A 21,578-nucleotide genomic window follows, 5' to 3' on the forward strand; every position below is an offset into this window, starting at 1 on the left:
GGTTCTGATGTCTCACTTTTATTTCTGAAACTAAAAAATGGTGCACGAGAACCGTCCCCATGCACCAAACAAAGATTGTGCACAACAACCATATGTACACCACCAAAACAGAAAATGGCGCACGACAACTCCGTGCACCACCAAACAGAAATGGCACACGGGATCCACCCTGTGCGCCATTTTTCCTACTTAAGCTTATAATAATCCACATACCAGTCTGTAAATTTCTGCAAACCGTCTTGAATTGATGTTTCTGGTTTGAACCCTACCGCTTGCTGCAGTTGGTCAGTTGATGCGTAGGTTGCTGGTACATCACCTGGCTTAATTGGTTCGTAGACTTTGTTAAATTCAACATCTCGACCTAATGAATTCGTTAATGCTTTCTCTAAAGCACCAATGAATGTCATTAATTTCTCAGGGTTATTGTTGCCGATGTTGAAGACTTTATGTTGTGGTTCACCCGCTGGAGGATTGCTTAATAAACGCTCAATCCCTTCAATGATGTCATCGATATACGTAAAGTCTCGGTATAGGTCATTTTCAAAATCACCATTATTGAAGATTTTAATTGGCTCACCTGCAAAGTACTTATCCGCAAAACCAAAATAGGCCATGTCTGGTCGTCCCATTGGTCCGTATACAGTAAAGAAGCGAAGCCCTGTTGCAGGGATTTTATAAAGGTGACTGTACGTATGTGCCATTAATTCGTTTGATTTCTTAGTGGATGCATAAAGTGAAACAGGATGATCCACAAAGTCTGATTCTTCAAAAGGCACTTTTTTATTGGTCCCATACACTGAACTTGATGATGCATACACAAGATGATCGACAGGATGGTGTCTGCAAGCCTCAAGAATATTATAAAAACCAATGATATTACTCTGAATATACACATCTGGATTTTCAATTGAATAACGAACACCAGCTTGTGCAGCAAGGTTCACTACTACATTTGGCTTATTCTCTTCAAAGGTTTTCATCACCGTTTCTTTGTCTGCGAGGTCACCTTTAATGAATGTAAACTTTTCATATGGCTCAAGTTGCTTCAAACGAGTATTTTTAAGGTTCACATCATAGTAATCATTCACATTATCAATCCCAATGACCTGACAACCTTGTTCTAGTAATTTCTTCGATAAGTAGAAACCAATGAAGCCAGCAGCCCCAGTGATTAAATAGGTTTTACTAGGATCAAGCGTTTTGTAATTCAAGATTCTTCGACTCCTTAACATCTCAATAATTGCAGGTTGACATTCTCGTACCTGCTCTTTCTTCCATCATATACTATTAGAAAGCTGATTGGTAATCCGCTTTATCATCAATTCTTCTTATTATCTATCTTTCGCCCTTAAAAACCCTTTAATAATCGATTTTCTTTTGACAACCGCTCCAACCACTATGGCAACAATAATAAAATATCGCAGTATATTAAATTCATACGTGATATTCAAGACAAGCGCTAATACAATCATCAGCAATGCGATCATCCATAAATATTTATCATCAAACAAAGGTGCCCCTGATAATATTTTTTTCATGAAGATGTATTGTAACCCTGCTAAGATCAAATATGAAAGTAGGGTTGTATAAGCTGCAGCAACGAATCCGAAGATTGGAATAAAGATGAAATTCAGTCCGATGTTGACGACGACAGCAATAAGCGTTGCAATCATGATTAATTTTGTTTTTTTATAAAATAATAAAACATTTGAGAACACATTATACAATGACGTAAAAAAGATACCCGCTGCGATCGGTGGCATCAGATAGATAGCATCATAGTACTCTTTTGTTGCAAGAATTTGTACAACCTCAGGCGCAACAAGGATAAGGAAAATACAAAACACAAAATAAAAAGTGATCAAAGGTTTCACGACAGCATTAATTTTAGCGGCGTTATCAAGACCTAATTCTAGTTTTTTAAACATAAAAGGAACTAAAGACGCATTAATCGCATTCCAAACAATCAATGAGAGTGCACTTAATGTGTAGAGAACACCGTATATACCGACCTCAGTTAACCCTTGTAATCTTTCAATCATGATTCGATCTGACACATCTAATAGCTGCTTCGCTAACGTATGAACCAACAATGGTAAGCTCAGCGTGATGGCGAATACAAGGTATTTCTTTTTCATGAAAACCTTACTTCGAAAAATAAAGCTAGCATAAAGAACTGCTCCAACGATAAAAGGAATCGCCTTTGTCGCAAATACCCTAATATCTCCTAATGGATAGCTTCCTTCCACAAAATCATTAACAAAAAGCACCGCGAGTACTGCGAGTATCGAGCTTAACACCGCAGTCATGACAGTTACTAAGGCTACAGCCTTATATTTGTACTCATACCGTTGCTTCAGCATCCAGAAGTTCATAGCTGGAGCAAGTATAAACCCTAGAAACATTAAATAAATTAACTCGCTAGAAAATCCTATAAACGGTTGGATTTGTTCATGAAAAATAAAATAAAACACGAAAAGAACAAAGGCTGATAGACTTGAAAGATTTAAGATTGAAGCGATATATTCGTCCCGCTCTTCCTTAAATTCCATCATCCCGATATTAAAAGACCCTGAACCAAGCGCTAATCCTGCAACAATCCCAATTAGCATTTCCCAAGAATTATATAAGGTAACAACACCGATATCACTCGGGTCCATGATCCTTGTGAAAATCGGCAAAGTGATAATACTTAGGCCTTGAGTGATTAACGAAGCAAACACAAACACGATGGATGCTTTCATTGGTAAAGGGATAGAGCTGTATTTATTCATTGCATTACTTAACAAATTCACGTTTCTTGCCTCATCTCAACATCATAATTCTTTAACCCAACAGCTTTTCAATTCTTTCTAACAAGCGCAGCGGTGAGTAAAGATGATCATATTCGTAATCAACGTCAACCTTCTCTTTTATAAAATCAACGTCGATCTCATCTACATTGTTATAGATTTGAATATATTTAGGGTTATAAAATGCACTTTCTTTTGTCCATTCATTGTTCGTAATCAACTTTTTATTATATACAATTGCTTCAATCGCGCGAAGCGTCAAACTACTCTGACCTTCTTGAACCACTTCTAGTATGCAATTCGTTGATTGAGTTTCATGCAAAACTTGTTGATAATTCATCCGGTTATTATAATGAAGGTCTTCGAAATCTAGTTGATCCTTTTCTTCTACACCAATAATATTAATAGAATAGTGAACATCATTATACTCCATTTTTTTAGCAATCTCATGAAGAAATTCTAGTCTTCCTTTATTCGCTCCGATAAAAAATAAATCATTTTTAGAAGAAGGATCCTCATTGACTTGAGTTTTTGAATAAAGACCAGGAAGATATTGATAATTGTAGTCTCGTGAATCCTTCAGATCCGTTGTGAAAATCCGGTCATAGACTTTGTTGAAAAAATTCGGGTCATGGGATTTAATGCTGCTTATGGTGTTAACAAGCATCAAAACTAAGTGACCGTTAAACTTATTTTTTAAATAATGAAGATACGCCTCATTATAAACTTGTTGATTTGAGTCAAACACGATAAACACATTTTTCGCACTTTGAGAAATCTTACTTTCATCAAGATTATACGGGTACCACACTTTTTTCAATGGAAGCTTGGCTACCTTATTTATTTTATAGCTATGATGAACTTGCCTGATCAATCTGAGAGCACCATTCGTTAAGTAATCTCCATGATTCTCAAAGTAGACATGGTCCTTGTCTAGTACATCATGACACATGACCTTGCAGTAATCTGTGTGACTTCCTAAGATTATAAAGTTATACAATGACTTAACCACCCTTTCTACTTATGCCTGTGAATCTTAAACGCATAGTTTTCATATACGTTATTTCCGATTAACCCTAGGTCCTTCAACGTTAAATTGTTTTGAAATAAGGTGTGTGCAAAAGCTAATTGATCTCGATTCGAGTATTGACTGAACTCTGTCCACCAGTCTTCCATGAACTTCTGACATATAGGATCATGATGCTTTCGAACAAGCACATTACACTCTAGTAAGCCGTAATTTCTAGGCATATTCGTTTCAGCAATATAATGAATATGCTTTGTTATGTTTTCAACAGAATCTCTATTTAACAATAACACTTCCCTTGCTTCTTCATAGACACAGTCTCGCTCTCTGTGCTTATGAACAGCAATTCCACTTGGACCGATTTGGTAAATAAATTCAGTTAAATCTGTCATAACCTGGATATTTCCGTCGATATAAATGGAATACGTATAGTCTGGAAATAATAAATGTGGATTCATCTTAAAGAAACGATTTTTCTCAATCGTCGTCATCTCTTTCGTTAAATGATCGAATTCTTCAATGTTCTTTTTACACCATTTAGACGAACCGTTGACATCTTGGTCAGTGACAATATAATAATCACAATTATCCGGAGAGACTAATGGTTCATGGATGTGATCATAAGTCCCGAAAACAGACGTATAAATGGCAATTCGATCATTCGAAAAGAACTGATTACTAGAAGAAGCAGCTGAATCAGGTAATACTGTTTCATTTCGAGGTAAATTAGGAAATTGACTTAATTCTTGATCATATGCCTTAAGACGTTTTCTTTGTGAAATTTTTCTTACCATATAATTATATACACGCCCCATTAATGGAACCTGAGACCGTACAGGAATTTTATAGATTTCATTATATCCAGCGTTTGCCGATTTAATGGCATTCATCATTTCTACATATGTTTCTTGGGTAAATTTCGAGTCTGCTAACATGATGTCCTCCCAAACGAAAATAAACTATTTCCATTGCTGCAAGCTATTTGAAATAAAGAAGAAAGCCTTTTGGTTCCTTGAATAGTTTATAACTTTTTTAATTTTATTATTAACACTTGTGTGCCAGTTTAGTTTTCCAAAATAATTATAATGCTCATTATAAAGCAACTATGCACCATATTTCTACACAAAACGTCAAAAAAGGGACGGTTCTCGTGTTTCAAAATCTTGATACCTTTACACTAAAAATGATCACTGCCCTGTATACCTACATGGCAATGGTGCACGAGAACCGTCCCCTTGCACCACCTTACACCATCCGAATAATCTAACTATTGATTAGGACAAACTACAAGTGAACTTACTATTATAAAGGGTGGATGAATTTTTATGGAACTTACAGAATTATTGACTAGACTGGTGATCGCCTTTACGGTTCTATTTATTATGGCCAGATTTATGGGGCGTAAGGAAATCAGTCAAATGACGTTTTTTAATTTCGTTTCAGCTATCTCTATTGGTACCATTACAGGATCCCTAGCTGTCAATTCAAATCTTTCGATCAGAAATGGTATCATTGCCATAGCTGGGTGGACAGCTTTTACCTTACTAATGGGATTCATTGATATCAAATTTAGAAAAGCACGTAAAGTTACAACCGGTGAACCTATCATTGTCATTAAGGAAGGTAAAATCATGGAGGATGCACTTCGTAAAACTCAATTAGATATAGACTCCCTTAGTGCCTTGCTAAGACAAAAGGATGTATTCTCACTAACAGATGTAAATTATGCTTTTTTTGAGACGAGTGGAAAGCTTTCTGTCATGAAAAAACAAGAAAAACAGACAGTAACGAAAAGCGATGCAAACATAACTCAAAGCGCATCGGTTTATCCGATCTCAACTCAAGTTATTTCAGATGGATCAATCATTACCCAAAACCTGTCTAGACTTAATCTAGATGAAAAATGGGTCAACCAACAACTGAAACAAGCTGGAATCGACTCACTATCTGACGTATTTTACGCCGAAGTTCAACAAGACGGCTCCCTCTACATCGACAGCAAAACTGACAACATGATCCATTAATTCACGGTTGGTAACACGGGGACGGTTCTCGCGCCTCAAAGTCTGATGGTGGTGCACCGGGACGGTTCTCATGTGTCATTCTTACTACCAACACCTAACTAATACACGAAAATCGTACAGCATACGAATATTAGAAAATGGTGCATGAGAACCGTCCCCATATAACAAAAACGCTAAGGATTTTCCTTAGCGTTTGATTGGTTAATTTCTCTTTATTTAATTTATATTTTTTATCTCTCAAAAAGCCCTCCCCTCATCACCGATTGCGATGAGGGTTTGTGAGGTAAAATGAGAGGTCAAGCAACACGTTTAGTTGTTTCTCTACCTACATTAAAGTTCATCACTTTTCTTAGGTATGGTAGCACATAATAGTCAGCTCCAAATTTCCCTGCATTTGCACCAGCTGCTAGTACAATAACACCTAATAGGATCATCAAAGGGTTTGTGCTAACTGTTCCAGCAAACATGAACATGAAGTTCATCATAAGTCCGAAGAACATAGCTGCAGTTGTTAAGCATCCTAAGATTAACCCTACACCTACTAAGAACTCTCCCCAAGGGATTAAAAAATTAATGATTCCTACGTTTGGTAATGCGATTCCTTCAATAAATGCGTTGTATGTTGGATAAAGCGCTGCTCCTGTTGCTTTATCAGCGACTGGATTTGCAAGTGCACCATTTAAAAATCCTGCTGCATCAAATCCACCACCAGTGATTTTACCCCAACCACCAGTCATCCAAGCCCAACCTAGATATAATCTAATCACTGTTAAAATACCTGCTGCAATTTTATTTTCTCTCAAAAAAGTGTTCATCATCTTGATCCTCTCCTTAGTTCTTTTTGTTTTTTATTTATCTCTATGTCTGTATCTTACCTCCATGTGAATATTTTCACAATAACTATGTGAATAACTTCACAATTTATTCAAGAAGTTGTGAACTTTTTATTACAGACACAGTGTTAATGTTTGAAACACAGGGACGGTTCTCATGTCTCACTCTTTTTGCCAAGGCCTAACTAATAGACGAGAATCGTTCAGCATACCAATACTAAAAAATGGTGCATGAGAACCGTCCCCATGCACCAGCACTAAATAGTATTAAAGAATTGGAAAGTGTTTTTGCCACTTTTCTTTGCATGATACATGGCGATATCAGCATTTTTTAGAAGCGTCGAAACCTCTAAACCATCTCTCGGAAAGAGTGAAATACCGATACTCACTGTAATCCTAATGTTATAATCGTAATCTTCCCAATCAGATAGTATTTTCAAAAGGCTAGAAGCTTTGATTTCTATTTCGCTATTCTCCGTTACATCTGGGAGCACGATAACAAACTCATCCCCACCTAAGCGAACAGCTAATCCGTTGTTACCAAGAAAATCTTTCATTCGTTTTCCTACTTCTTTTAAGACACTATCTCCCACTTCATGTCCAAAATGATCATTTACTTCTTTGAAACCATCTAAATCAAAAAGAACTAAAGCCCCATGTTTACAAATGCTATCAAAACTTTCATATAGAAATCTTCTATTATAAAGAGACGTTAACTCATCTATTTTTGCCTTTCTTTCTAACTCAACTACATTTGTGTATAGATTCGCAAAGCGGCTAAGAACATCTGCCTCTTTCTGATCAAATTTAGATTTCTCGTTGTCTATCGCACATATTGTTCCATATAATTCACCGTCTTGGTAGAAAATAGGAACACCAACATATGATTGTATATTATATATTTTTGTAAGATCCAGTTTTTTCGTACAAGCATGCGTATCTGTATTACTAATAATTACAGGTTCTCTATCTCTAAATATTTGCTGACAATAGGATTCTGAAATATTTATCGTATCCCCATCATTGACATTAACTACCATTCCGTTATCCAGAACTTTCATAAATGTAAATGTGTTATTTTCAAATTTTCCTATATAGAAAAACTTCCCTTCAATAAGAGAGCTTGCTAAATCAAGTAAATCATTGGCAACCTTAAAATTCATATTAATCACCTATTCCATTAATGAATGTATATACAATTAATATCGACCATTCATCGCAACAGTTTAGACACACAGGGACGGTTCCCATGTCTCACTCTTCTTACCAAAGCCTAACTAATACACGAGAACCGTACAGCATACGAATACTAAAAAATGGTGCATGAGAACCGTCCCCCTGCACCATTTTATTTAATCTATTACTCGAGCAACATTACCATTACATTTTTTACAATGCCCTTTTAGAACAAGGTTTTGATTTATTGACTCAACGTGATAATCAACAATTGTAGTAACACCACAAGTTGAACAGAACACATTGTCTTCAAACACCTTACGAACGTCTGCAGGATTAGCTAACCACCGTTTTTTTGCTAATTCATCGATTGGCATAAAATCCACCTCCATTTAGCTACTAAGTCTGTTACTCAATTGCCTTATAAAATTCTATCATTTGATTAATAGTGTGCACATCTTTCCTGCTCTTACACAAACTTACCATTTCCTTTATATTTTCTAAAAGTGAGACACAGGGACGGTTCTCATGTCTCACTCTTTTTACCAACACCTAACCTAATACACGAGAACCATATAGCATGCCAATACTGAAAATGGTGCATGAGAACCGTCCCCATGCACCAACCAACCAAGCACCAACCTTGCACCACCCGTGCATCCACGAGTTCTATTCCCCGTGTTGAAATTTGAGTTCTTGAAAGTTGACACGGTTTGCTTGTGAGAGTGGGTCCATATGATTCATGACTGATTGTACATTGCCATTTGGATCAATGTGACCGAGCTTATTATGGTTTGTATCGTATAATCCCAAGTTTCCATGTACATCTTCTTTTATAATGCCTGTGTGTTTCCCATCCTGAATGACATCTGTGCCATTAATGATGTTATCCTTTGTTTCTGCTACCTTTTCAGAGCCTTCAAATGTACTAGTTGAACCGGGAAAGAGGCCCGCTTTTTGAGTAGCGATCACCTGGCCATTCTGGTACATGGCCTTTTCTCCGAATGTATTTGTTTCGACTGTTGCCTGATTTAACGTTTCTCCATTTGTAAAAAGAGTATCCATTCCCCAACCACCTCTGAGACTTTTTTCCTATAATAATACCGATTATGATCCTTTTTGACAATATTTTTCTTAAATACACACCCCCTTCCACCCCCGCTTTATAGTAAAATAGTAGTATACTTTTTCTAATAAAGGTGGCCCATTACAACATGTCTAACTATATCAATTTAAATGAGTTTGAAACAAAGAAACAAAACGTACTTACATATATAAATGAAGTCATTGACATTGCAGAGAAGCTAAATGCTCGTGAAATCACCCATTATCTTAACGAAACACTTCAACAAGTTCAAAAAGATGCATTCACTTTAACGGTTGTTGGAGAGTTCTCCCGTGGAAAATCAACTTTTATTAATGCGCTTTTAGGAAAAGATGTCCTTCCCTCAAAAGTAAAACCAACAACAGCCATGATTAATAAAATATATTATCAAGAACAACCAAGCTTCTCACTCCTATTCCGTGACCAAACAAAGGAGAAAAAAGTGCTCGACCACAAAGCCTTCCGGAAGTTAGCTGCTCCTCGTGAAGCAGATGAAGATGATTCAGAAGACCAAGCTAGATATGAGCAAGAGCTAAATGTATTCAAAGAGATTGCCATGGCCGAAGTGGGCTTCCCAAACCATTTCTGTGAAGCTGGTGTCGAGATTTACGATACTCCTGGGACCAATGATATTGACGTAGCAAGAGAAGAAATCACATTTACCTTTGTTCCGAAATCAGATGCTGTCATTTTCCTACTATCAGCTACAACACCATTTGCAGGCACGGAAATGGACTTCTTAAAGGAACGAATTTTAAGTGAACACATCAATAAGGTCTTCTTTGTTATTAACTACAAAGACCGCCTTCAAACCGAAGAGGATCAAATGAAAGTACTCAACTATGTACGTGAGAAGCTTCAACCCTTATTACCTGACCCAAGACTTTACCTTGTTTCATCCCTTGATGCATTAACAATCAGACGTCTCGAACACAACGAAGAGTTCCGTATTAAATCTCAAACATACACGAACCTTCATGACACTGGATTCGTGCAGCTAGAATCAGATCTTGCTCATTTTTTCCAATATGAAAAGGGTCAAGTGAAACTAGAAAAACCAATTAGACGAATGATAAAAAAAACAAATGAACTCCGAACAGAGACCATTGCTCTTCGAATATCTGCCACAAACATGGAGATCGAGGAAATCAACCAAAAGATCGCAGAGCTTGCTCCACAGGTGACTCGATTCAAACAAAATGCGCGATTGATTATTGAACGTTTGATAGTGGACCTTAAAAGTGAGGAAACTACGATTACTCGAAAAGTTGAGACACTGTTGAAGGACATGTCTACAAACCTTTCATCCTCACTAGATTCCTACAGTGGTAGCTTAGAAGATGCTGAAGTCAAAAGATTTCTTAAAAATATAATTAGATCGTATCAAAGTGATATTCAAAAGGAACTTAATCAACTCAAAGGCGACATACTTGAGAACCATGTGACAAATGCGTACAAGCTACTCAACTCTGAGGAAGCCCAATTGAACAAAGCGATTAAAGAAACCTTTAACCTAGAATTAGAAATGAACTACAACTTTGACCTTTCCTTATATCAAAATAATGATGATCTAACAGGCATGATTCTTGGAGCTGCTGGCTTAGGTCTAAGTGCTATTATTTTAGCTCCTGCATTATTAGTGATCGGGGGAATTGGTGCTGCAATCAGTGCTTTCTTCTTTGGTGATAGCATTTTTAACTCATTCACAGATTATCGACGAAACGGTCGAAAAGAAGAAATCAAAAAGCAAGTACAGCAAACGCTGTATGACAATCGCCCAACCATTGTCAGCCAATTCCGTGCTGATTGGAACAAGCTTGCTCAATCCATTGAAATGACCTTTGAAATAGAAGTTCATGAAAAAACGCTTAGATTACAAGAAGATCTTCACCAGATTCGACTTGAAAAAGAAACGGAAAAACGTTCTGTCGAAGAGCAAAGACATTACTTTGAATCATTAAGTGAAAGACTGATTTTTATCCAAGAACAATCCTTAAAAATCATTAAATAAGAGGAGATCATCATGCACAACTACAAAGAAAAACAAACACAATTATTGCAGCAATGCCAAAGCCTTTTAACATTAATTGAGGAAAAAATCCCACATGCACCCTATAAAAGTACAATCACTGATCTACTACATGATTTACAAACCGATGAACATCTGATCACTGTTCTTGGTGAATTTAAGCGTGGGAAGTCGACATTAATCAACGCACTTATTGAGCAACCACTTTTGCCGTCTGATGTTACACCAACGACAGCAACGATCAATGTCATCAAGCATTCAGATTCGAACGGGATGACTGTCTACATGCAGGATGGCGAGGTAATTGAGGACCGTCTCAGCAGTAACCACCTGAAAAGCTTCACATTTGAGGAAGGATCGAACCTACAAGACATTCATCATATCGAAATCAAGCTTCCTTATGAACACCTTGATCAGAAAGTAGTCATTGTAGATACTCCTGGTGTGGGTGATTTAAATGAACATCGGTTAGACGTGACCTATAGCTACATACCACGTTCTACTATCGTGCTATTTGTCTTTGATGCAACTACACCTATTCGTAAGTCTGAAGTCGATTACTTAACAGAAACCGTTTTAAAACTAGCATTTGGGGAAATCGTGTTTGTCGCCAATTTCATCGATCGCTTAGATGAAGAAGAATTGGAAGAAACAATGGATTACATGAAAGCTCGCTTGAAAAAAGTGATGAAGGACGAGCCTTTTAAGCTATTTGCCCTCTCATCTAAAGACGCGCTCGAGAACCCACAAAATCCAGAGTTTAAGCAGCTTTTATCCTATCTAAAAAGTCAGTCTCAACAAGGACGAGGATCAACGTTTAAATTAAGCTTCTTTGAAGATAGATTGACACAATTATTTCATGTTGTAGAAGATGAGATTCGACAAATTGAAGCGATCCGTCAAGCATCAAACTTGGAGCTTGAACAGGCGCTATCTAAGATTACTGATTTTAACAAAAAATCAAAAGAACACGAGAAAACATTGAGTGTTTATATCGCCTCTCGTAAAAATGAAATTATCCAATTGACCAATAAATCGATTGAGCATTTTGAGGAAGAATTAAAACAGAATCTTCATGAAAGCATTTTTATGTATGATGGTCCAAAATTTCAAACCTTTGTGGAGCGAAACATCCCAATTTCGATTAAACATCAGTTAAAAGGCTGGGTAAATAGCTACACCCCACAAATCGAGACGTTGATTAAGAAGCTTGAAAAAGAAATCCTGAACGGGTTCTCCACCCTTTTCAAACAAGAACTAGCGGCCATTCGAATCGGAAATGGCTCCCATTCACTAGATAGTATGGGCTTATCGATTAAGACGACCGCAAACTCTTCGGACGCGTCTGTGACCAGTGGTTTAATTACTGCTGGAGCCGGCGTAGTTATGGTTTTACTAAGTGGTGGCTTACTACTACCTGTGATCACATTAGCCGGATTTCCTCTTCTAAATAAGTTTTTAGGAGAGAAGAAGCTTGAAAAGGTAAAAGAAGAAGTGCTCCCACACATCGACCAAGAAGTAACAAGCTTAATTGAAAAATTAAAAGCATCAACAGGAGAATATATCTCGCAAGAAGTCGATCACTTGGAAAAGAAAGCATTTATCCAGTTTGAAGAATATGTCGCTGCCTATAAGCAATCCTTAGAATTGGAACTGGCCAAACGTGAACGTGAGCACAAACAGTCTCTACCAGAAATCAGCCTGGAAGAGCTTTTATCTATAAAAAATTGAGTGAGTGATTATATATGGTTCGAATCAATGAAGAAAAACTAACCGAAAAACAATTTTATCAAACAAGGGTCAAGGGTCATAGTCAGTTGGAAGATCTCCTATCCCTTTCAAAGCAATTAAATGGACTAACTGCAAGGGATAGTGAGCAGCTAAATGAGGTGCGTTTTGCACAAGCAGAGCTTTACTTTTCACTAGAAGACTATGAAACAGCCATTTATAAGTGGGAGCAAATTAACCAAAGCTCTCCGCTTTCTGGTTGGGCATCTAAAAACATCGGTGATTCTTACGCAATACTTGGTTTTACCAAAAATGCTGAATCAACTTACCAATCGATTCACACTTCATCGACCGTTCTAAAAATGGAATCTCTTTTAGCACAATATTCGCTGAATGTGTCTCAACAAAAAACGGACAAGCTCCTACCAATCATCGACAAGCTTGTAGCCACCGATTGGTCGTATAAGGATGTGTTTGAGCTAGCAATCTCCTTTTATGAAGAAAAAGAAGAGTATTTGTCCGCTTTCACATTGGTTGTGACGAAACTAGAAAAAGAGTTCAATGCTTCACTTCTAGCTAAGATCTTCAGTTACGTTCAACTCACCGAAGCTAATAAGCTCAATCCTGCCTTTACCGTACCAAGACTATTAAAGCTCTTGTGGAGAGAAGATCAAGGCAGTTTGAACACATGCTTTCAAATGCTGCACACCTATTACCTAGACTCTAACTATTTCATTAATTGGTTAGATAATTTGTTTGTAGCCATTCAAGACTCGGCCGATCATTTCGGGAAGTTCTTACTTGATGGACAGTCTGGTAGCTTCTATCAAATGATCAATGGGCTTGTTTCACCAAGTTACAAGATGAAAGAAATTGAGCATGTCATAACCATGCATCTACCTGCCTATATTCAGATGTGCGAGTCATTACCGCTGAAACATGCAATGGTCTCTTTAATGCAGGCTTGGCAAGAAATGAATCCACAGTCAACATCTCGACTTACGAGTGAAAGATTGCCAGTCTCTGCTGAAAAAATCTATGAATATACGCTTATGAAGGAAACCTACTTATCTGTTATCGATTGGATGAAGTCGCTCGAGCTAGACTATGACGCCTATAGTACGTGGTGGTTGAACTATTTCTTAGGGGAACCGAAGAGGAAGGTACTGATTACAGGGAGCTTTAGTAATGGAAAATCGAGCTTTATTAACTCGATCCTTGGAGAACAATTGCTTATTACTGATCTACTACCAACAACATCTGTCGTAACACTTTTAAGTTATGGCGAAACAAGGGAAATGATAGAGATTCATCAACAATCAATTTCAACCATTAAGACGTCCGAGTTGGAACACCGGACAACCATTGATCATGAAAAAGATGGAAAACATTCGACTGCGTTAATCTCAATTCAGTCAAATTCAGCACCACTTGCAGATTATAATGTCACGTTAATCGATACGCCTGGCTTTAATGACCATGAGCATACGAAAAATCCTACCTATGACTATCTCTATTTAGCTGATGAAATCTTATTTATTTTTAGCGCTGAGACTCCATTTAAGAAAACGGAGAAGGAAATATTGTTAAAAATAAAAGATGCTAGACCTGATTTCCCTGTTCGATTCATTTTAAATAAAGCTGACTATCTTGATGAAGACGAACTAGATGAAGTAATTGAGGATGTCGAACGTAAGCTTTCGAAGCAATTTGGGATTCAAACACAAGTCATACCCTATAGCTCTGTTCATACAGGTTCTATGGAAAAAAATGAGCTCCAACGATATTTTCAGAAGCTAAATGAAGTGAACGTTGATCAAGCTCGGATCAAAAAATCCATCCCTTACTTCAAGATGCTGCTAGATCAATTTGATCATTTTGTTCATGAAAAGGAAAAGCAGATTAATACGCTTGCACTCCGAAAACGCAAGGAAGTTGAGGAATTAAATGCCCTAAAGCAAAAGGCTCTACAAGTAAAAAACGAACTAACATCTAAATGCATTCAAGAATATGTTAAGTTAACCACCGATATTTATCATGAGGTTAAAGAAAAAACAAATATCGAGCTTAAGCAATATGCGGAAAAAATCGATGTCCATACCGATTTCGATCAAATTCATCTGATCTTAGACGAAGAAATGAACCAAGCTCTAGAATGGAAACTGAGGAACCAAATCATTCCGCAAATCTATCAAAAATTCGGTTTTTGGCTCTTTAAGACTAAGGAACATTTCGAACCTACTGAAAGGGTATTACAATCTTTTGGAAAAGAGATTGAGGATATCATCAATACTGAGCAAGAAATGACTTTTGCTTTGAATAATGATAAATTTTCAGAAGAAATGAAGCACCATCTTCAACAGCTTGTAGGATCGATCGATTATAAGCCAATCGATATTCTTAACAAAATTAATCCATTCCAGACCTTCCTTAAAGGGGTTGGAAGATTACTAGGTGGAAGAAGTCCTTCAACCACACTTAGAGCGGAAGAATATAGACAATTCCTACAAAACAAATCATATGATGACGCCATTGCCAAATACCTGTACAACATCACAAAATCATTAGGGCAATTCGAAGCCACTATTCGACAACAACTTGATGGAACCTTCCAATCATTTGAACAAACACTTGAAGGCGAAATCCAAAATAGCAAGAAGGACATGCTCAACCATGCCACACACCTTAAACAGCTATACAACGAAAAACCAAACTACACCGAAACCATCGACATGTACAAACTAAAAATTCGTGCAATCGAAATTGATATGAAACAAGAGGTTAGCATTGTGGTGGAGTGAGACATGGGGACGGTTCTCGTGTCTCAAGCTTTATACAAATATAGAAATGACACATGAGAACCGTCCCCCTATGATTTCGAAAGTTCATTTGGTATTATATAGGAAAAACTCGTAAATAGGGAGCTAGTAAACATGGAACAAGAAAAACTGGAAAAAGAAATGGAATCTGCTAGTAAGCATTTTTCCGAAGATAAGTTTTGGGGGAAGTTAAAGAAATTTGCAAAAAAGGCTGGCGCATCTGTTGTATATGCTGTTCTCCTTTTATACTATACCCTTCAAAAACCCGAAGTCCCGAAGAAGACCAAGGCAATTATTATTGGTGCCCTAGGGTATTTTATATTACCTCTAGATCTCATTCCCGATTTAATGGTTGGAGTGGGATATACAGATGACCTAGGAGCATTGGGGCTAGCACTATTCCAAGTAGCTATCTATATTGACGATGAGATTAAAGCTCAAGCAAAAGAAAAACTAAAAGATTGGTTTGGTGACCAAGTCGACACTTCAGATATTGATGTCAAAATAGGTTAGTGCGGACGGTTCTCGTGCGCACCCCAATTTTGTGACACGGGGACGGTTCTCGTGTCACAAGCTTTATACAAATATAGAATGAAACATGAGAACCGTTCCCCTCTTCCAAACTAGAAATGATACACGAGAACCGTCCCCTTGCACCAATTCCCCAAATCTGTTATTATCGTTTCATAGCTAATGATTTTGACAATTCAAAGAGGTGATGGACGATTCATTCATTTAATGAGGATGGAGATCTGCTTCCTGAAGAGATTGATACGATAAAACGGTTAAATAAAATCCCAATTGACTCACTTAATTTAGACGCGATTGCAGTTGTGACGAATCTGTATCGGGTTGCACAAGGGTTACGAAACAAAATGGAGCAGGAAGTTTTAGCTACGTATGGGTTGTCATGGACTGCATTTTCGATGCTATATGATTTGTGGATATGGGAATCTGTCGAGACCAAAAAATTAGCTCTGTCTGCTGGTGTATCTAAAGCGACGATTAGTAATATAACGAAGACACTTGAAGGAAAAGACTTTTGTTACAGGAAAACCGACAACAGGGACCGAAGAATCACCTATGTTTCTTTAACAGATAAAGGAAAGCAAGTGATGGAAGAGCTTTATCCACGATTCCACCAAGGAGAAGTCGAGATTGTTGCAGGCTTGTCGATTGAGGAACAAAAGAGTATGACAACCTTACTAAGAAGAGTCATTCGAGACAATGAATTTTGATAAACAATTTTATAATAAAAAGCTAGGATAGGAAATCCAGTAGTCGTTATCTCCCTGTTTGCAGAGAGTCGATGGTTGGTGCGAATCGACACAAAGATAACACGAATTACATTCCTTGAGCTTTCTTTGTGAAAAAAAGTAACAAAGAACGGGCGAGCCGTTAACTCGTTAAGTGGAAGGATGATGTCCTTCAATAAGGGTGGTACCGCGTGTAACAGTAAACCACGTCCCTTTTTTAGGGATGTGGTTTTTTTATATTTTATTTTAGGAGGAATAATCATGAGTCAACTAATGGAAAAATTAACCCAAGAACAACAAATTGAAGTAAAAAGGCAGATGACACTTTACAGCCAGGGTGTTCAAGAGATTATTCCTACTGAAGAGTTAGCGAACAAAATCGCCAAGTCTTTACTAGAAAATAAACCTTTGAAAATCAAGTTAGGTCTAGATCCCTCTGCTCCTGACGTACACCTTGGACACACCGTTGTCCTTAATAAAATGAGGCAGTTTCAGGAAAACGGACATGTGATTCAACTTATAATTGGTGACTTTACTGGAAAAATTGGTGATCCGACTGGTAAATCAGTTGCGAGAAAACAATTAACGGATGAAGAAGTGAAACATAATGCGAAAACATACTTTGAACAATTTGCAAAAGTGATTGATATGGAAAAAGTTGAGCTGCACTATAACTCTAAATGGTTGTCTGAACTAAATTTTGAGGATGTAATTAACCTTGCAGGTAAGATTACGGTAGCTAGGCTTTTAGAAAGAGACGACTTTGAGGAACGTATTGCTTTTGGAAAGCCGATATCGCTCCATGAATTCTTCTACCCTCTCATGCAGGGCTACGATTCTGTTAATCTAGAATCGGATGTTGAGCTTGGCGGGACTGACCAGCATTTTAATATTCTAATGGGCCGACACTTCCAAGAAAAGTTTGGAAAGGAAAAGCAAGTTGCGCTATTAATGCCATTACTAGAAGGACTTGATGGTGTTGAGAAGATGTCTAAATCCAAGAAAAACTACATTGGGATTGATGAGAGTCCACAGGAAATGTACGGGAAAGCGATGTCCATTCCTGATGAGTTAATGAATAAATACTTTGAGTTAATAACCGATTTTACACCTGAAAAAATCGGGATGATCAAGAATCAGTTAGAAACAGGAGAACTCCACCCAAGGGATGCAAAAATGCTCCTCGGCAAGACAATTGTACGAATGTACCACGGACAGGAAGAAGCTGAAAAAGCGGAAAATCACTTTGTTTCGGTCTTTCAGAAAGGGAGCATCCCGGAAGAAATGCCAGAGGTACAATGGCAAGGTGATTTGGACATCTCGCTTATTGATTTACTTGTTCATTTGAACATGTTAAGTTCCAAGAGTGAAGCAAGAAGAATGATAGAAAATAATGGAGTTAAACTAAACGGAAACAAGGTCGATGACGCTCAATTGCACCTTGTGATCACAGACGGATTAATTGTTCAGGTTGGTAAGCGTAAATTTGCAAAAATAACATTATAAGATAGATCGTTTTTTCAAATATAGATGGGTTAAAGAGGTGTAATGATGAAGAAAATTATTTTCATGGATATTGATGGAACACTGGTTAATGATAATGGAATCATACCAGAATCGGCTAAACTTGCAGTACGAGAAGCTCGAAAAAATGGACATTTAGTCTTCATCTGTACAGGGCGTTCCAAAGCTGAGCTTTTCTCAGATATCCTAGAGGTTGGATTCGATGGGATTATCGGTGCAGCTGGAGGCTATGTTGAAGTTGGTTCAGAAGTGATTTTTCATGAAGTAGTTAAAAAAGAAGCTGTACAACAGGTCGTTTCGTATTTTGACCAACACAAAATCGACTTTTACCTTGAGTCAAATGGTGGCCTATTTGCGAGTAAGAACTGTAAAAAGCATATTGGCAGAATCATTGATAAATGGTTAACTGAAAAACCTGAAGCAAAAGAAGAAGTCGAAAAAGGTATTAAGCCTTTTCTCGACACGATCATTGAGGATGGAGACTTAATCAGAGATGACATTAATAAGATCTCCTTTCTAGGCTCAGATGTACCCATTGAAACGATACGGGCAGAATTTGAATCAGCCTTCACTGTTATACCTAGTACAGTCCCTATTTTCGGTGAGAATAGCGGTGAATTATCATTGCCAGGTATCCATAAAGCAACAGCCATTGAAAAAGTACTCGAGTATTTAAAAATTGACAGGGCAGATACGTTCGGATACGGAGATGGTTTGAACGATCTAGAAATGCTGAAATTTGTTCAACACGGTATTGCCATGGGGAATGCAAAAGAAGCCGTTAAAAAGGCTGCCGACGATATAACAGATACCCACGATGATGATGGTATTTATAATAGCTTTAAGAAATATAGACTACTATAAAACATCATATGTTATACCATTTTAAATGCCGCAATCACTATTGCGGCATTTTGTTTTTACTTGGGGGGCGTGGTGTGTACTTCAGGGGGTGGCGCCTCCGGGGTTGGTGCATGGGGACGGTTCTCATGCACCATTTTTTCAAATGAGACGCGAGAACCGTCCCCTCTGTTTCTTTTTGAAGGTATTTCCATATCATGTGTGGAATAGTAGTAGAAATAGGGTACTAGGGTAACAAGAAGGACACGATAGCAAAGGAGGAAACCGTATGAAGAATCTTTTTATAAAGCAAAAGGTGTTCAGTCTTGGTGGGAAATTTACGGTGAAGGACCAGCAAGAAAAGGATGTTTACTTTGTAGAAGGTAGTTTTATGAAGATCCCTAAAACCTTCTCTCTAATGAATACAGCTAGAGACGAAATAGCACTCATTACGAAAAAGATGTTCAGCTTTTTACCAAAGTTTTTTGTTGAGGTGAATGGACAAGAGGTATTAACGATTAAGAAGGAGTTTTCTTTCTTTAAACCACGTTATAGCATTGACGCTGCTGGTATTGAGGTGCATGGAAACTGGTGGGATATGGATTTCAAAGTGCTACAGCATGGAGAGGTCGTTGGACAAGTGACCAAGGAGTGGTTCACTTGGGGAGATAGCTATAAGGTTCAAATAATGAACGAAGAAATGGAGACAATCATAATTGCAATCGTAGTCGCAATTGATTGTGTGAAAGCTGACGAAGCAGCAGCTTCCTCGGCAGCTACGTGACACACCGGGACGGTTCTCATGTCTCAACACTTCTATATCCAGACACAAGATGATACATCGGAACCGTCCCCTTGCACCAAACACTAGGCTGCTATTGATTTATTAATTTCGATTGCTTGTCGTCTTCTCGATACGGTCACTTTGCATACCAGAGTTAAACGGCATAGGAATTAGTGGTCGGTCAACATCAAATGGGATTGCTGGGGCTACACTAGGTTGCCCTAACTGGGACCACATACGAAGCTTTGACCCATCAAATGTCCCTGTTGAGACAGAACCCATTGCTCTACCGTTAATTTCCGCTTGAGCATCAATCCAAAGTGTAGGATCCTCACCGTTTTGATCTTCAGAAATTTTGATAATACGTTGAATATCTAACTTACCGAAATCTTTTTCAAGTAATTCAGTAGCACGTTCTAAGCGTTCTTCAGTGGATATATACCAACTCCAATCCCATCTTTCATCAGTTAGATCTTCCGATAAATCTTCATAAACTAGCATATCAGGATGGATGAAGTGGTTTGTGTGGGCAATTGCTTCGTCTTCTACCCAAATGACGCCATATGCACTATTTGTTGTTTCAACAAACGCTGCTTCTGTTTCATCAGCAATTCCATAAACAGAACCTGAGCTACGGTCAATGGTTGCTACATAATCTACAGCTTCTTGAGTGTTGCTTACATTTTCTAACGCCATACGAATAATGGTAAGATTTCCATATCCTCTACCTGTATCCCAAGTGGATAACACATTGTTCCCAACAGAGACCCCATGTTCATTAATACCCATGGCAATCCCAGAGGATCCAGCACTTGTTATTCCTATAAACTTGTTTCCATCTTCTGGTTGAACTTGAACCACAACTTGTTTATATCCACGAGAGGCATCTCGAGTTTTATGATAGTAGGTTGCTCCTGTTTTTGTTGCTTTACCGTCAGCTAAAATGGTTGTACAGCCATCTCCTAAGACTGTTTCTTCGAGTTGATTAAATGCAAGTAAGTCTATGTATGAAACACCTGACCCTTCAGCCATTGCTTGGAATTGCTCTATTAAGTCTGAGTCTTGTTCTAACAAATATGTTTCAAGTTCTGTACCTGCTTCTATTAATTCTTCGTCAGAATAGCCGATCAAATTGGCTGTCTTCTTAAATAATGTTACATTTTCTTGAATCGCTGATTTTGCTAATTCTCCATATTGTTGTCCAATTTCACTTGGTGTCCCTGATAGATTTAAGGTTTGGCTACTTTCCCCTGTACTCGCGCCAGCTACGTATGTGCCCATCGTTACAAAAGAAACGACTCCTATACACAATCCAGATAATAATTTACGCATCTTCAATACACATCCAACTCCCTTTAGTTTTTTTATAACAACTAATAGGTTACTGAATAGGTACTTGTATGTCATAGATTTAGTAAGAAAATCTAACAATATATTTTTCTTTCTAATACGACTTATTTCAACAATAGAGATGGGTGCCTTTTCCTTGATAAAAAATAGACAAAACACACCAACCATACTCCTCATAGGCAAAAGGCCCTAATCCCAAATCTACCATTCTAAAAAATAGACAGTTTTACCCATTGTATTTATATTCATATTTACTTATTATTATTCACTACCAATACATATTTAAAATAA

18 protein-coding genes and 1 other annotated feature are annotated in these 21,578 nt (G+C 37.6%); of the genes, 9 read left to right on the plus strand and 9 right to left on the minus strand.

What is annotated here, in order from left to right; genetic code table 11:
- Nucleotides 1–185: 185 nt before the first annotated feature.
- From BLQ56_RS16265 to BLQ56_RS16280, 4 genes are all read right to left on the minus strand, one after another.
- On the minus strand, nt 186–1,211 hold the full coding sequence (locus BLQ56_RS16265) for an SDR family NAD(P)-dependent oxidoreductase (protein ID WP_090856657.1): 1,026 nt from the start codon (nt 1,209–1,211) through the stop codon (nt 186–188).
- Nucleotides 1,212–1,331: 120 nt separating this feature from the next.
- The gene (locus BLQ56_RS16270; protein ID WP_090856660.1) at nt 1,332–2,795 is read right to left on the minus strand and encodes an oligosaccharide flippase family protein; all 1,464 of its coding nucleotides are present in this window, start codon (nt 2,793–2,795) and stop codon (nt 1,332–1,334) included.
- Nucleotides 2,796–2,826: 31 nt separating this feature from the next.
- Nucleotides 2,827–3,792 (minus strand): WaaS/CpsH family glycosyltransferase, encoded by a 966-nt coding sequence (locus BLQ56_RS16275; RefSeq protein WP_090856663.1) that lies wholly within the window; start codon nt 3,790–3,792, stop codon nt 2,827–2,829.
- 17 nt (nt 3,793–3,809) lie between these two features.
- Nucleotides 3,810–4,754, minus strand: coding sequence for a glycosyltransferase domain-containing protein (locus BLQ56_RS16280; RefSeq protein ID WP_090856666.1), 945 nt, complete (start codon nt 4,752–4,754; stop codon nt 3,810–3,812).
- 390 nt (nt 4,755–5,144) lie between these two features.
- On the opposite strand from BLQ56_RS16280, the gene BLQ56_RS16285 reads away from it, so the two are divergent.
- Entirely contained in the window at nt 5,145–5,843 is a 699-nt protein-coding gene (locus tag BLQ56_RS16285; RefSeq protein ID WP_090856669.1) for a YetF domain-containing protein, read from the plus strand.
- A gap of 296 nt (nt 5,844–6,139) precedes the next feature.
- Here BLQ56_RS16285 and BLQ56_RS16290 read toward each other — a convergent pair whose 3' ends face one another.
- The 4 genes from BLQ56_RS16290 to BLQ56_RS16305 all read right to left on the minus strand — a co-directional run bounded on the left by BLQ56_RS16290 (nt 6,140) and on the right by BLQ56_RS16305 (nt 8,917).
- Entirely contained in the window at nt 6,140–6,661 is a 522-nt protein-coding gene (locus tag BLQ56_RS16290) for a DoxX family membrane protein (RefSeq protein ID WP_090856672.1), read from the minus strand.
- A 272-nt stretch (nt 6,662–6,933) separates the two neighbouring features.
- Nucleotides 6,934–7,839 carry a sensor domain-containing diguanylate cyclase gene (locus BLQ56_RS16295; RefSeq protein ID WP_090856674.1) on the minus strand — a complete coding sequence of 302 codons (906 nt, stop codon included), beginning with the start codon at nt 7,837–7,839 and terminating at the stop codon, nt 6,934–6,936.
- 189 nt (nt 7,840–8,028) lie between these two features.
- Nucleotides 8,029–8,229 (minus strand): hypothetical protein, encoded by a 201-nt coding sequence (locus tag BLQ56_RS16300; protein ID WP_090856677.1) that lies wholly within the window; start codon nt 8,227–8,229, stop codon nt 8,029–8,031.
- A gap of 292 nt (nt 8,230–8,521) precedes the next feature.
- Nucleotides 8,522–8,917 carry a hypothetical protein gene (locus BLQ56_RS16305; protein WP_090856679.1) on the minus strand — a complete coding sequence of 132 codons (396 nt, stop codon included), beginning with the start codon at nt 8,915–8,917 and terminating at the stop codon, nt 8,522–8,524.
- Nucleotides 8,918–9,066: 149 nt separating this feature from the next.
- Between BLQ56_RS16305 and BLQ56_RS16310 the strand changes: the two genes are divergently transcribed.
- The 8 genes from BLQ56_RS16310 to BLQ56_RS16345 all read left to right on the plus strand — a co-directional run bounded on the left by BLQ56_RS16310 (nt 9,067) and on the right by BLQ56_RS16345 (nt 19,937).
- Nucleotides 9,067–10,968, plus strand: coding sequence for a dynamin family protein (locus tag BLQ56_RS16310; RefSeq protein WP_090856681.1), 1,902 nt, complete (start codon nt 9,067–9,069; stop codon nt 10,966–10,968).
- A 12-nt stretch (nt 10,969–10,980) separates the two neighbouring features.
- A complete protein-coding gene (locus BLQ56_RS16315; protein WP_090856683.1) occupies nt 10,981–12,717 on the plus strand; it encodes a dynamin family protein in 1,737 nt (578 codons plus the stop codon).
- Between the two features lie 14 nt (nt 12,718–12,731).
- The gene (locus BLQ56_RS16320; RefSeq protein ID WP_090856686.1) at nt 12,732–15,515 is read left to right on the plus strand and encodes a dynamin family protein; all 2,784 of its coding nucleotides are present in this window, start codon (nt 12,732–12,734) and stop codon (nt 15,513–15,515) included.
- A 132-nt stretch (nt 15,516–15,647) separates the two neighbouring features.
- Nucleotides 15,648–16,046: a YkvA family protein gene (locus BLQ56_RS16325; RefSeq protein WP_238457296.1), complete on the plus strand. Its 399-nt coding sequence runs from the start codon at nt 15,648–15,650 to the stop codon at nt 16,044–16,046.
- Between the two features lie 212 nt (nt 16,047–16,258).
- Nucleotides 16,259–16,771, plus strand: a complete 513-nt coding sequence (locus BLQ56_RS16330) for a MarR family transcriptional regulator (protein WP_090856689.1) — start codon at nt 16,259–16,261, stop codon at nt 16,769–16,771.
- Nucleotides 16,772–16,786: 15 nt separating this feature from the next.
- Nucleotides 16,787–17,006: a binding site (T-box leader), on the plus strand.
- 44 nt (nt 17,007–17,050) lie between these two features.
- Nucleotides 17,051–18,295 (plus strand): tyrosine--tRNA ligase, encoded by a 1,245-nt coding sequence (gene tyrS / locus BLQ56_RS16335; RefSeq protein WP_090856692.1) that lies wholly within the window; start codon nt 17,051–17,053, stop codon nt 18,293–18,295.
- 45 nt (nt 18,296–18,340) lie between these two features.
- Entirely contained in the window at nt 18,341–19,177 is an 837-nt protein-coding gene (locus tag BLQ56_RS16340; protein ID WP_338011857.1) for a Cof-type HAD-IIB family hydrolase, read from the plus strand.
- Nucleotides 19,178–19,442: 265 nt separating this feature from the next.
- Nucleotides 19,443–19,937: an LURP-one-related/scramblase family protein gene (locus BLQ56_RS16345; protein WP_090856698.1), complete on the plus strand. Its 495-nt coding sequence runs from the start codon at nt 19,443–19,445 to the stop codon at nt 19,935–19,937.
- A gap of 102 nt (nt 19,938–20,039) precedes the next feature.
- On the opposite strand, the gene BLQ56_RS16350 is transcribed toward BLQ56_RS16345, so the two are convergent.
- Nucleotides 20,040–21,269, minus strand: coding sequence for a C45 family autoproteolytic acyltransferase/hydrolase (locus tag BLQ56_RS16350; protein ID WP_204381088.1), 1,230 nt, complete (start codon nt 21,267–21,269; stop codon nt 20,040–20,042).
- Between the last annotated feature and the right edge of the window lie 309 nt (nt 21,270–21,578).

This window comes from Litchfieldia salsa (genome assembly GCF_900104555.1).
Taxonomy (GTDB): domain Bacteria; phylum Bacillota; class Bacilli; order Bacillales; family Bacillaceae_L; genus Litchfieldia; species Litchfieldia salsa.